Origin of the sequence: Bacillus sp. FSL W8-0640 (genome assembly GCF_038007725.1) — a bacterium.
In the GTDB taxonomy this organism is placed as follows: domain Bacteria; phylum Bacillota; class Bacilli; order Bacillales; family Bacillaceae_G; genus Bacillus_A; species Bacillus_A cereus.
On the sequence record NZ_JBBOXT010000001.1, the window covers coordinates 4,868,391 to 4,881,933 of the forward strand.

Here is a 13,543-nt window from a genome sequence, read left to right on the forward strand (position 1 = left end):
ATTGGGAAAATCGCTGATATATTCGGATTTGCGCTGATATATTTCGAAAATCGCCGATATAATTTGAGTTACGGTCGATATATTCGAAAAATCGCCGATATATTTTCCAGCCTTACTTATTATCCTAATTTCACAAGACTGTAGTTCTTCTTCCCTTTACGAATAATAATAAATCTTCCATCAAATGAATTTTCTACAGTAACATCTGTACCCACATCTGTTACTTTCTCACCATTCATAGAAATCGCACCATTATTAATGTCCTCGCGTGCTTGTCGTCTAGATGGTTCAATCCCTAAATCGACTAGCCACTCTACGATGTTTTTCGTCTCTTTTGAAGACTGGAATGTTGGCATTTCTTTAAAGCCTTGTTCAATTTCATCAGCTGTTAACGATTTAATATCTCCGCTAAATAACGCTGCTGTAATTTTCTCAGCTTGCAGGAACGCCTCTTCTCCATGAACAAATTTCGTCATTTCTTCCGCTAACACTTTTTGCGCTTCACGTTTATGAGGCTCTGTTTCTACCTTCGTTGCTAATTCATCAATACGCTCTTTCGTTAAGAACGTAAAGTATTTCAAGTATTTAATTACGTCACGGTCATCTGTATTTACCCAGAACTGGTAAAATTCAAACGGTGTCGTTTTTTCAGGATCAAGCCAAACCGCACCACCCGCTGATTTACCAAACTTCGTACCGTCCGATTTTAATAATAACGGAATCGTTAATCCGAATACTTTCGCCTCATGACCTTCTAACTTACGAATTAAATCTAAACCACTCGTAATATTTCCCCATTGGTCACTGCCACCAATTTGAAGTTGAACATCCTCTTTCGTGTATAAATGATGGAAGTCCATCGCTTGCAAAATTTGGTACGTGAATTCTGTGAAAGAAATACCTGTATCTAAACGGCTTGCTACAATATCCTTCGCTAACATGCTATTGATGCTAAAGTTTTTCCCGTAATCACGTAAAAACTCAATAATATTTATTTCATGTGTCCAATCATAGTTATTTACCATCTTCACTTCGCTATTTCCACCAAAATCAAATAGCTTTTTCATTTGTGCTGTTAACGCATCTACATTATGCTGAACCACTTCTAACGTTTGGAGCTGACGCTCTGATTGTCGTCCACTCGGATCACCAATTGTTCCTGTTGCCCCGCCAATTAAAATAACAGGATGATGGCCAGCTAATTGGAATCTCTTCATCATCATAAACGGAATCAAATGTCCGATATGCATACTATCACCAGTTGGATCAACTCCGCAGTATAGTGAAATCTTTTTCTCTTCTACTAGCTTACGTAAGCCTTCTTCGTCAGTCTGCTGATTAACGGCGCCGCGCCATTCTAATTCATCAATAATATTCATCTTTTGTCATCCCCTTTATTTTTTAAAAACAAAAAAGCCCCTATGTCTACGATAGACATAGGGACGATTATTCACCGTGTTACCACCCAGTTTGCATAAATAGCATAGCTACTCATACCACTCTTAGCAATAATATCGATTGCTAGTCCGCTTAGCATTACCTAAGATACTCCAGAGTGTAATTCGCAAGTTTGTTTGTGCTAGGTTCCAGCAACCCCTAGCTCTCTCGTTAACAGTGACAAACTGCTACTGGGCTCTTTCAACGTATGTTATTTGTTAAATTATTAGCCATTATATTGAATTGAAAACAAATTGTCAACAATACCCAAATGTTATTTTAAAATAATTCATATCTTCATACGTATTTCGTTATTCTTTATCTTCTCCAATAATCCTTACTTCTCGCTCCAACTTCACGCCAAATTTCTCTTCAACTGTCTTTTGTACGAAGTGAATTAAATCGATGTAATCTTGTGCTGTTCCGTTATCAACATTCACCATAAATCCAGCGTGTTTTAAAGAAACTTCTACTCCACCAATTCGCTTACCTTGTAGTCCTGAGTCTTGAATTAACTTACCAGCAAAGTTATTTGGTGGGCGCTTAAATACGCTACCACATGAAGGATATTCTAGAGGCTGTTTTGACTCACGTTTAAACGTTAAATCATCCATTTTGGCTTTAATTTCTTCATGTACACCTTCTTCAAGTTCAAATCTCGCTTCAAGAATAATGTAATGGTTGTTCGCAAATACACTCTTACGATATCCAAATTCAAATGCTTCTTTCGTCAAAGTACGTAGCTCTCCATCACCTGTCATTACGACAGCTTCTGTTAATACAAACGAAATTTCACCGCCGTATGCACCAGCATTCATATATAATGCTCCGCCAACTGAACCTGGAATACCACAAGCAAACTCAAGACCCGTTAAGTTATGGTCTAAGGCAATACGTGATACGTCAATAATTGCTGCACCGCACTGTGCTACAATCGTCGTTCCTGTTACAGTAACACCTGTAATATGAATTAAACTTACTGTAATTCCGCGAATTCCACCATCTTTAATAATGACATTCGATCCATTTCCTAAAAACGTAACTGGAATATTATATTCGTTCGCATATCTAATAACTTCTTGAATTTCATCATAATTTGTAGGCGCAACAAAAACATCTGCTTTTCCGCCAACTTTAATATGCGTATGATTCTTTAACATTTCATCTTGTTTAACATGTCCTTCAGGCAATACCGTACTTAAATATTTATAAACCTCTTGCATATTCATTTTACGATTCCTCTATTTCTATATTCATTTTATCCCGTTATACGGGCCCATAATATCCCCACGTACATGAAAGAACCTAAAGTGGTGGATACAGTGTACCCAAAATCAATTCGAGACACCTATAAACCTCTTAATTTATAAGAGGTGCCACTCATATTAAAATATATATTGCATAATAAAGCAACCCAAATGGACTACTAAACTTGACATGTCATCAGAAAGACAACAATTTGTAAAATATATGACTTTTTCAAAACACTATCCCTCAGTATCTTACTATACCACACAAAAAGAAAGTGGTATTTTTTTGTACTTTTTACTTTATTTACATCAATAAAAAAGAGCACATCCCACAGAATGTGCTCTTTCTATACTCTTTATATTACTTTTCGTTCTCTTCTTTTTCTTTATCAAACCATAACAGCTCATCGTTATCAACTTCACCATTATAATTGATTAAAATTTCTTCTCCTGCTTTTATATCTTTATAAGCATAGAAGTTAAATGTATGATTCTCAAAAACGATGTCATACGTTGCATTCGGTGTATATGAATGATTAAATAACATACCATATCCTAAAAGGATTGCCGTATGATTGATTCCATACTCAAATGCGTAATCAGCAAGTAACGTTTTCTCAATATGTTCATGCTGTTCATTCGGATAAGAGATAACTGGTGCTGCGTGTATCAGCTCACCCTTTTTAATATCACGAGTTGCAAATACACCTCTATTAAATTCTCCATCACTAAGTTCAGAAGTCTTAACTTCGATCATATGCGTCACCTATATAATTCTTTCTTTGAAGTATTTTATTCCGCTATTTGCGGATAGCTTGATTGGTGAGGGCTAATAATCAGTATGTACTAGTCTCACTTTATCTCCTTAAGCTTGGCAGAAAACGCGCAGAAAAGCAATTAAATTCCTATCAAGTATTCGTTTCAATGAAAAAAGAGCACATCATTCGTGCTCTTTCCAAGCAATATTACTTTTCTAAAATATCTTCTAACAACTTCACTTGCTCACTAACAGTTTGTAACGTCTTCACTGACGTATCATTTCGATGTTTTTCTTCTTCCACACTCGCTAGCACTTCTTCTGTAGCTGTAGAAGTTTGCTGAATTACGTTAGAAGCATGCGTAACATCCTTTACAATATTCGTCGTTTTAACTTGGAAACTTTCTTGATGAACAACAACCTCTCGCATTACTTTATTAATCGCATCAATAAACTTCCCTAAATCAGTTACATTTGTTAAAACACTTGCTAACATCTCGTTACATTCTTCTTGCACTCTTTCTGACTTCTCTACCTGCACTTCTACCTTACTTGCTTGATTACTAAACTCCTTCAAAATCCCTTGAATTCTTCCCGCAGAACGATTTGATTCTTCAGCAAGCTTTAACACTTCACTCGCTACAATAGCAAAACCTTTTCCATGCTCGCCTGCCCTCGCAGCTTCAATATTTGCATTTAAAGCTAGCAAACTCGTCTGACTTGAAATATTCGTTATTACATCTACAATTTCATTAATTTGTTTCGATTGCATCATTAAATCTCTAAATATAATTCCAGACTGTGAAACAACATCATTTAAACTTCTCATGTTAGTTTCAAAATTTCTTAGAGTATGTACACTACCTTTTGAAATTTCTAAGCTTTCATCCACATGAGCCGATGCAGTTCTTACTTGAGAGATGATTTGCTCAATATTTCCCTCCATATCATTCAATACTTCTACCGAACGATACATCATCTCTGATTGTGATTGCGTACCAACTGCCACCTCTTCAAAGGCAAAATTAATTTCACTCATCGATTCCATCGACGTGTTCATATTTTGTCTTAAATGATTGAAATTACTATCTAGTTTCACAACTGTTTCTTCAATAAGTCTTTGCGTCTCTTCTAACTCCTGAGCTTTTCTCATTACTTCTTGCTTCTCATCACTTAAACGAAGGAGCAGATTAGAACCGATTTTCGTGACGCCCCACATAGCGATTGTTACAATCGCTAACAAACTTGCGAAATTAGCAGCTTCAGATGAGGCTGTATAAGCAAAAAATTGCTCCGGCCAATAGCTACAAAGGATAAATGTGATCACAACAGCTACCCCGCCAATAATTAAAATGAGGCGCTCGCTTAAATAAATAAGTGAAACAGCTAATGTAAAATAGACCATTTGAAATACAGCCGGGCTTTCATTAAAAGCTTGTACCATAATGTAAGACATTGTAAGCAACATAAATGTCATGATATATTTATACGCTGATTCCATACTTTTTATAAAAGTAAAAAGCGTTCCAAATGCAACGACAGAAATACCACAAATCCAAAATGCTATGGCTCTCTCTGTAAAAATATATCCATAATACCCAATTGCGATTATCCCAAGGAAGAAACTACAAATCGTTATAAACAGTAATAAATGATTTTTCTGTGATTCTTTCTCAAGGTTAGAAAAACAAGTCCTCTTTAACCACTCCATATGAAGCCCCACCTTCTACTTATACATATCAATTACTTCAGTTTAAATACCGCACTTACTGGGTTATGATCGCTATTTTCAAACTTTAAATCTTTCCCTTGTACATTTACAATCTCTACATTCGGTGAAACGATAAAGCCATCAATAATAGTGACGAAATTTTCACCTTCTACATATTTCTTTACATCATCTCTTACAGTCATAACAGACGGATCTACAGCCCACTTAAAGCCACCGTCTGTAAAGTCCTTCGGTAACTCTACTAACCACTCAGGACGCTCTTTCACGAACTTCGGATCACTTAATTGAGCGTTCGAAACCAATTGATTCCAATCTCCACCCATTATTACGTAATCACCATTTTCATAATGCTTGTTCATATATTCTTTTAAATACTCTACTTGCTGTTTTCTAATTTTCCCGCCTTCATCATAAGCAGACAAATGTAAATTTACGAGTCTAACATGTTTTCCATTATTAACAGGAATTTTATATTCCACAATTGCTCGATCTAAATCAAACAAACGCTTTGGCCAAGGCTCCATTCCAGGCAGCTGGAACCTCTTCGCTTCTTGAACAGTGTATTTAGAAAACGTACTTAATCCAGCCTCCGCATATCCCATTGGATTTGTTATTGGCACTGGAACCCATTTCGTATCGTAGTTCTTGCCAAATGACGAAACATAATTAGGTAATCCTTTTTTCAAAAATTCATGTTCATTTACATCAAATGAACGAAGTGACTTTATATCAACTTCTTGTAATAGCGCAAAATCACTATTCTCATTTTGTAAAAACGAAAGCATATTCTTTAAATTAGTTTCCGTTTGCTCTTTACTACTTGAACCAGATCCCTTTCCACCATCCATAAAGAAATCTTGATCCTTATCTAACCCAGCATATCCAATATTAAATGTTGTAACTTTAAACTCATTTCCAGTCGCTAATACGCGCTCCTTATTATTCTCTACCTTCAAGCTTATAACATCAGCAGGCTGTTCTTTAGTAAGTGTCATATAAGCTAGAAATCCTCCTACAATGCCCGCTACTACTAAAACACATGTAAATACGATTTTTAAAAATTTCTTCAAATAAATGACTCCTTTTCACGCAAATTTATTTTTCTTTATTTTCAGTCAAATAAAACAAAACGACACACATAAGAAACATTTTATCATAATTAAAACCGTATATCACTATATTTAGTTGATAAGTAATCAATCCCATTTTAATTACTTAAAAAGCCTTCAGACATCAAAAAAAGAAAAGTTACACCCTCCTCCTCACTGGAAATTAAACGGTATATTTAGTACACTATATGTAATAATCATAGGCGATGGAGTTCGCCATAAACGCTGCTTAGCTAATGACTCCTACCAGTATGGATACTGGTAGGAGTCTATTTTTTTGAGCAAGCTATTTAAAGAGGTGAGAAAATTGATTTATATTATCGTTGGCATTGCTGGTATATTAGGAGCTCTTTCTCGTTATTATTTAGGTCTTAATATCAACACATTTTGGCATCATTCATTTCCATTGGCAACATTACTCATTAACTTAATCGGTTGCTTTTTCTTAGCGTGGCTAACTACTTATATCGCTCGGCTAAACATCTTACCTTCAGAGGTTATCACAGGCATCGGAACTGGATTCATCGGTTCCTTTACGACTTTTTCAACATTTAGTGTAGAAACTGTGCAATTGATCAATCATTCTGAGTGGAGCATAGCCTTCTTATATGTATCATGCAGCATACTTGGTGGCCTCATTATGTCTGGCCTTGGCTATACACTTGGAGATTTCTTAATTAAGAAATCTCTTACAGAAGGTGATTACTCATGATAGAAGCTTTATTAGTCGCAACAGGAGGATTTTTCGGTGCGATTACACGATTTGCAATTAGCAATTGGTTTAAAAAAAGAATTAAAACACAATTTCCAATTGCTACATTCCTTATTAATATAACAGGGGCATTTTTACTTGGATATATAATTGGCAACGGAGTCACTACAGGCTGGCAACTATTATTAGGTACTGGATTTATGGGCGCATTCACTACATTTTCTACGTTTAAATTAGAATCTGTTCAGCTTCTCAATCGTAAAAAACTATACATCTTCCTTTTATATTTAAGTGCTACTTACATAATTGGTATCGCCTTTGCCTTCCTTGGAATGAAGTTAGGCGGAATATAAAAAAGCGACTCTATTGAGTCGCTTTTTTTCATAAGAAATATGTCCCGCCATATGGAATGGAAAATAAACCAGCTGGATGTACATCGTAATGTATAATTTGCATCGGAAGTTGTGAATACGGCATATACTGACTTTGCATCATTTGTGCAAAATATGCTTGTTGCTGCATTTGAATAGCTTGATTCACAGCATGAATTGTCCCTTGTGCCCCAGCCAACGTAATAGCAGCTCCTACTTGTCTACCATTATAAAAATAATGATTCATCATGATTCATCTCACTTATTCTTTTTCTTCCATATGGTATGTTTCTATTTCATAGTGAGTGTTTTGTCCCTATCTATTGCCCTTTTTCAGCTTTGAAGTAATAAATCCAAATAGCAATATACCAATACCACTAAGGAACAATATATAACTTATCGGTACTAGGAAAAAGAAAGGTTCTTCAAGAAATCCATCCGCTCCTACTTTACTGTTTGAAGCATGTATCGTTAAAGAAATAATCGCTAAAATCATGAAAGAAATAGCTACTACGTATTTATTTTTCATTTCACATTCTCCTCTACTTATGTAATTCCCCTTAGATTCTTACCATCATATTATCTAAAAAAGAATTAACAGTCAATAATTATTTATTGTTAAACAATAAATAATTATTGACTAAACAAACAACAAAAAGGTTTGCAAAGCATCTTAAATCACTTCGCAAACCTTCTAAATTATAAATATTTACACTTCAAACCTCTTGCTTAATACAATATACATTGCGCAAAATAGCACGAATATCCCAGCATAAATTAACAAAATCTCTACACTAAACATATCCGACAACGGACCAAATATTATCATTCCTAAAGGAAGCGCGCATGAATTCGCAATTTGTACAAGGCTAAACATCCGTCCGTGCATTGATGGTTCTACTTTCTCCTGCAATAACACAGTAACTGGTGTATTGAAGCACGGCATTGTTATACCAATTAAAAAATTAAAGACTAAATACATAATAAATATCGGTGCTATTCCGAGTCCAATCATAAGCAGTCCATATAATGCACAAGCTAGCGCTGTTGTATGCATACGATTACGAAAACCACCCCACGCTGCAATCAATACGCCACCAGCTGCCGCACCCACACTAAAGGTCATCTCACTAGCAGTAAGTCTCCACATTTCGGCCCCGAAAGAACGAGTTACCATTAAAGGTGTTAAAAAAGCAGCTGGACTTATTAAAATCATGACGATAATCAATAAAACGATTAGCCTTTTAATAAATACATTTTCTTTTAAATAAGTGAACCCTTCTTTAATTCCTTGTAGATTAGATTTTTGCTTACTTTCTACATTCACATGTCCTTCCACATGAATGACAAACATAATACTAATTCCAATCATAGCTGTAATAACATCAATAAAAAATGTTGTTTCAATGCTGGCAATAGAAAGAATCGCAGCACTTGCTGCTGGAGAAAGAAACATAATTAAAGATGTAATACTGCTATTTATTCCATTTACTTTCATAAGATACTCTTTCGGAACGATTTGCGGAATTAATGCATTCACAGCTGGCGTTTGTACTCCTGTTCCAGCTGAACGAATGAGTAACACAATAAAAAGTAACCAAATACTTTTATATCCTGTTAAAAATAAAATTGCTAAGACTAACGTCGCAATCGCTATAATTCCATCCGATAACATAATCATCTTTTTACGGTCATAACGATCAATCCAAACACCTGCAAACAAAGATATCGCAATTTGTGGTAGAAAACCGCAAACAGTTGAAATAGTCAACATCACTCCTGATGATGTTGTAAGGGTGATATACCATATAATCGCGTATTGCACGAGAGAGGAACCGAACAACGAAATAGTTTGAGCGGTCAAAAATAATATAATTTTCGTTTTCCAATTGTTTTCACTCATATGTTTCACACCCCCTTAACTAATCCCGTCTCTATATGAAAGATGCTATCTGCCCAATCAAGATAAAAACTTGCTTCGTGAGATACGAGTATAATGCTGCCCTTAAACTTAATTAACGCCTTTTGCAAAGCTTCCTTCGCTTCTGCATCCAAATGATTTGTCGGCTCATCTAAAATTAAGAAGTTACAAGGTGATAGTAATAATCCACACAGTTTCACCTTCGATTGTTCACCACCACTTAACGTACGAATTTCTTGCGAAACGTGCGTATCCTTCACTCCACACGCAGCTAAATGATGGCGTATTTCCTTCATATTCAGTTTAGGAAACTGTTCTGAAATAATTTGAAGCGGCGTTAAAGAATCATTGCTCCAATTTAAATCTTGCTCATAATATCCAATCTTTATTTGCTCTGAAAAGTGAAACTCTCCAGAAATACTAGCAATATTTCCAACGATTGTTTTTAATAAAGTAGATTTCCCTACTCCATTGAAACCTGTAATGACAAGTTTTTGCCCACCCATTACTGAAAAATTCAACTTTGGTAAGAGAGCGAAGTCGTAACCAACTTCAAGATTATTTACTTCAAGAACTGTCTGAACTGAAATGGGAAGTTCCTGAAAATGAATAGACGGTTTATGAGTAAAACTTGGTGGCGCAATTCTTTCCATACGCTGTAATTGTTTTCTACGACCTTGCGCTATTTTTGAATTCACCCCAGCAATATTTCTACGAATATACTCTTCCGTTTTTTCAATTTTCTTTTGCTGTGCATAATATTGGCGAATATAATCTTTTCGCAAATGCTCCTTTTGTCTTACAAAATCTGAGTATTTGCCGTAATACTTCTTAACTGTTCCGAACTCTACATCACATATGCAAGAAGTTACCTTTTCCAGAAAATCAAAATCATGTGATACGACAATAAACGCTCCTTCAAAATTCATTAAATAATTAGCAAGCCACTCCACATGCTCCTTATCGAGAAAATTCGTCGGTTCATCTAGCAATAAAATATTAGGCTCTTCTAATAAGAGTTTCGCTAAAATTACCTTTGCACGCTGCCCTCCGCTTAATTCACCAATCACACGATTCATCCCAATCACATCAATACCTAAACCGGCTGCCACCTTATTCGTAATACTATCTACTGAATAAAAATCACGAGCCTCGAGCAGTCCTTGAATTTCTGCCGCTTTCAATAGTTGATTTTCATCTCCAGTCATCGCACTTTCTTCATATAACTTGTTCATTCTCTTTTCCATTTCATACAAATCATAAAAGGCTCTCTTTAAATATTGTGAAATGGTATAACCCTCATCAATTTCTGCGTATTGATCAAGATGTCCAATTTGAATATTAGGTTGCCACTTTATGTCTCCCTTATCAGGAATAATTTCCCCCACCAATATTTTCATTAATGTGCTTTTTCCTGCACCATTCTGTCCAACAATTCCCATATGCTCCCCTTTATGCAAATCAAAAGAAGCATTTTCGTATAATACTTTATCTATAAAACTATGTGATAAACTTTCCACTTTAAGTAAACTCATTTTTATTCCTCTTTTCCTGAAATTAAAAAAAGCAGAGAGATAGCGTCATTCGACACTAGCCCTCTGCTTCGTGGTTTTTCCTATACTACTCCAATTTATAGTAAAGACTCATCGGAATAATATACACAAAGGGCCATAGACAAAGCATTGTCTATGGCCCCTTAATCTATTTTATACACCAGCTGAAAAACCATAACGAAATAAGCATAGATACACTATACTTTTTTAGAAAAGTTATTCAGCCGATGAATATAGGGGATTTATACCCCTTGATTAAGCTCCGTACAACGCTTCACCGTATACATTTGTGCGGAGCAAAGTTTTCTAATGAGTTTTACAAATTTTATATAAAGCATATTATGCACCTTCCTTAATACTTAAAAAGGATTTTAGCATACGGTTTTACGAAGCGTCAACATTACTTCCGAATCTTTCAACTACTTGTTTTCAAAATATTGCTTCTGAAACATACACATTCTTATTGCATTATGATAGTTACCATCAACGAAAAACTCATCGATAAGCTCACCTTCTACCATAAACCCAACTTTTTTATAAACATGTACTGCCTTTTCATTTTCCTTATCCACAACTAAATAAATCTTATGCATATTTAGTACGGAAAAAGCGTAATCCATTGCTAAACGCGTCGCATCCACTGCATAACCATATCCTTGATAATTCGGATCAATAATAATTTGGAATTCTGTTCTACGGTGAATATAATCGATTTCTACTAACTCAACTAATCCAACCATTTCATTGTCTTTCTCAACGATAAATCGACGTTCGCTTTGATCATGTATATGTTTATCATATAAGTCTTGCAGCTCCACAAATGCCTCATACGGCTCTTCAAACCAATACGACATAATATGCGCATTATTATTCAGTTCGTGTACAAACTTTAAATCTTCTCGTTCTAATGGACGTAACTTCAATTCCTGATTCATTCCTATAACCTCCAAGTAAAAGAAACCTCTTCACTTAATTTCTCAATTTTTTTCGATTTCAAACGCCCTAATTTCATTGTAAACTTTCAAGCAACTTGAAGGTCAAGATGTAAAAAAGTAGTGCTGACTTATGTCTGCACTACTACTCTTTTCTCAAATCTCTCATATTTGATATGTATAAAGCAATAACTAAAACAAGAATTGCTCCTGCGTATAATAACGTCTCCATCGGTTCCTCATGAGACACAATAATTAATCGAATTAAGGCCGTAATTCCGATATAAATAAAATAGCGTAACGGGAAATGATAATTCGATTTAAAATACTTAATAATTAATGCAATGAACTCGAAGTATAAGAAATAGACGATGATACTTTCAACCAATTTATAAGACGTATACTCTTTTGCCGAAAAAATATACTGCACGAACGTAATTGTCTCATTCACTAAGAAAATTGATAACACAATGGATAATATAATTAAGGCTATATTTAATATCCATTGCAAAACACTAGCTATAACATGATCGATATTAAATGACTTCATTTTCTCTTTAGACTCCCCTTCGTATAAGTACTTATTTATTATAGCAAAATTACGATTGGAAAGAAGTTAAATCATATATTCGTCCTTTGTTGTTGCCAGTGAAGGTGATGTTCATTGTTTGGAGGAGTCTTTTAACCGCAGAACTAGATTCCATATTAAGAAATTCCCTCAATTCGCTATTAGTAGTTATCACACTAAACAGAAGTGTGTAATCTTGTACAGCACGTAAATGAGCATGTTTAGACATACTATTGCAATTTGAACAACGCCATCCCTGTCTTTCTTTTAACATTGCCATTGTAAAACATTCCTCACACTGTACACCCTTTAGCAATTCCTCTTTTTTAATTTTATATTGCGCAAGAACATTTTGACGTTGCGGAATGTGCTCATTCATAATCTGGCCTATAAGTCCATTTATATTATCAATCACTTTTTCTTTATATTAATTTTTAATCTGTTTTATTCTATTAGGTAAATTTGCACTGTGGATAATTTTACTAGACAGTATTTCATCTGAAGTTTTAATAATTGTACGAGGGGAACTAATTACAACGAGGGCTTCAATCGGAATATTATGTAAATCATGTAGATTCAGCCATTTTCTCAGTTGCATCTCTTACCGTTTCAGTTGTAAAAGCGGATCTGGGAATCCTTCTTCCGTATTACCATCTACTATTCGAATAAGTTGATTGAACTTTGTATCAAAAATTAATGTACCAATAATATTTTTTATTTCAAGAAAAAGAAGAAAATAAGATGAAACTATGAGGGTATCAATTTGGAAATAATGTTTTTGATCAAATAACCTAATATCATGTAAAATACTGTATTCTGTTTCGGGTAAAGAACTAAGTGGATACTCAATCGCCTGCTCTCCTTTATAGCCGGCCATAAATTTCGCTAGACTTTCAACCACCACATTCCTTTTTGGATGATGAGCAGGCAATCTTCTAAGTAAAGCTTCTAATTGCAGCAAATATACGGGCATTTTCCGCTCTTTCACAATCATTTTTATCCCCCTCCAAAATATATCAGCGATTTTTCAAATATATCAGCGCAACTCCAAATATATCGGCGATTTTCGAAATATATCGGCGCAACTCCAAATATATCAGCGATTTTCGAAATATATCGACTTATCGACAAAAACCGACACAACATACACACATAAAATCTTATACACAGTATAACATCACATCTAAAATCGCAATGTAAG

Annotated in this window: 13 protein-coding genes, 1 pseudogene, 1 riboswitch and 1 other annotated feature; of the genes and pseudogenes, 2 read left to right on the forward strand and 12 right to left on the reverse strand. The window is 34.9% G+C overall.

The window, feature by feature from the left end:
- Window positions 1-119 precede the first annotated feature (119 nt).
- The 5 genes from tyrS to N2V80_RS25315 all read right to left on the reverse strand — a co-directional run bounded on the left by tyrS (window position 120) and on the right by N2V80_RS25315 (window position 6,246).
- A complete protein-coding gene (gene tyrS, locus N2V80_RS25295; protein ID WP_001021098.1) occupies window positions 120-1,379 on the reverse strand; it encodes a tyrosine--tRNA ligase in 1,260 nt (419 codons plus the stop codon).
- Between the two features lie 56 nt (window positions 1,380-1,435).
- Window positions 1,436-1,651, reverse strand: a binding site (T-box leader).
- Window positions 1,652-1,748: 97 nt separating this feature from the next.
- Window positions 1,749-2,666, reverse strand: coding sequence for a UDP-N-acetylmuramate dehydrogenase (gene murB / locus N2V80_RS25300; protein WP_061655243.1), 918 nt, complete (start codon window positions 2,664-2,666; stop codon window positions 1,749-1,751).
- Between the two features lie 382 nt (window positions 2,667-3,048).
- A complete protein-coding gene (locus N2V80_RS25305; protein ID WP_000573649.1) occupies window positions 3,049-3,444 on the reverse strand; it encodes an SET domain-containing protein in 396 nt (131 codons plus the stop codon).
- 208 nt (window positions 3,445-3,652) lie between these two features.
- Window positions 3,653-5,155 (reverse strand): DUF4077 domain-containing protein, encoded by a 1,503-nt coding sequence (locus N2V80_RS25310; RefSeq protein ID WP_000455078.1) that lies wholly within the window; start codon window positions 5,153-5,155, stop codon window positions 3,653-3,655.
- A 32-nt stretch (window positions 5,156-5,187) separates the two neighbouring features.
- Entirely contained in the window at window positions 5,188-6,246 is a 1,059-nt protein-coding gene (locus N2V80_RS25315; RefSeq protein WP_061655242.1) for an endonuclease/exonuclease/phosphatase family protein, read from the reverse strand.
- A 232-nt stretch (window positions 6,247-6,478) separates the two neighbouring features.
- Window positions 6,479-6,538, forward strand: a riboswitch (Fluoride riboswitch).
- 54 nt (window positions 6,539-6,592) lie between these two features.
- Here N2V80_RS25315 and crcB (N2V80_RS25320) point away from each other — a divergent pair.
- Together crcB (N2V80_RS25320) and crcB (N2V80_RS25325) are read left to right on the forward strand one after the other, a co-directional pair.
- Window positions 6,593-6,997: a fluoride efflux transporter CrcB gene (gene crcB / locus N2V80_RS25320; protein WP_000639312.1), complete on the forward strand. Its 405-nt coding sequence runs from the start codon at window positions 6,593-6,595 to the stop codon at window positions 6,995-6,997.
- Window positions 6,994-7,350 carry a fluoride efflux transporter CrcB gene (crcB, locus tag N2V80_RS25325; RefSeq protein WP_000568572.1) on the forward strand — a complete coding sequence of 119 codons (357 nt, stop codon included), beginning with the start codon at window positions 6,994-6,996 and terminating at the stop codon, window positions 7,348-7,350. The genes crcB (N2V80_RS25320) and crcB (N2V80_RS25325) overlap by 4 nt, the downstream gene beginning before the upstream one ends.
- Window positions 7,351-7,378: 28 nt before the next feature.
- Here crcB (N2V80_RS25325) and N2V80_RS25330 read toward each other — a convergent pair whose 3' ends face one another.
- From N2V80_RS25330 to N2V80_RS25360, 7 genes and pseudogenes are all read right to left on the reverse strand, one after another.
- Entirely contained in the window at window positions 7,379-7,618 is a 240-nt protein-coding gene (locus N2V80_RS25330) for a DUF3947 family protein (RefSeq protein WP_000980955.1), read from the reverse strand.
- A 66-nt stretch (window positions 7,619-7,684) separates the two neighbouring features.
- Window positions 7,685-7,897, reverse strand: a complete 213-nt coding sequence (locus N2V80_RS25335) for a DUF3955 domain-containing protein (RefSeq protein WP_000792610.1) — start codon at window positions 7,895-7,897, stop codon at window positions 7,685-7,687.
- A 180-nt stretch (window positions 7,898-8,077) separates the two neighbouring features.
- Window positions 8,078-9,271, reverse strand: coding sequence for an MFS transporter (locus tag N2V80_RS25340; protein WP_061655241.1), 1,194 nt, complete (start codon window positions 9,269-9,271; stop codon window positions 8,078-8,080).
- 5 nt (window positions 9,272-9,276) lie between these two features.
- Window positions 9,277-10,824, reverse strand: a complete 1,548-nt coding sequence (locus N2V80_RS25345) for an ABC-F family ATP-binding cassette domain-containing protein (protein WP_000054865.1) — start codon at window positions 10,822-10,824, stop codon at window positions 9,277-9,279.
- A 437-nt stretch (window positions 10,825-11,261) separates the two neighbouring features.
- A complete protein-coding gene (speG, locus tag N2V80_RS25350) occupies window positions 11,262-11,777 on the reverse strand; it encodes a spermidine N1-acetyltransferase (RefSeq protein ID WP_001071092.1) in 516 nt (171 codons plus the stop codon).
- A 142-nt stretch (window positions 11,778-11,919) separates the two neighbouring features.
- Window positions 11,920-12,324, reverse strand: a complete 405-nt coding sequence (gene psiE, locus N2V80_RS25355; RefSeq protein ID WP_000834708.1) for a phosphate-starvation-inducible protein PsiE — start codon at window positions 12,322-12,324, stop codon at window positions 11,920-11,922.
- Window positions 12,325-12,373: 49 nt separating this feature from the next.
- A pseudogene (locus N2V80_RS25360) lies at window positions 12,374-13,336 on the reverse strand (nuclease-related domain-containing protein).
- Window positions 13,337-13,543: the final 207 nt, after the last annotated feature.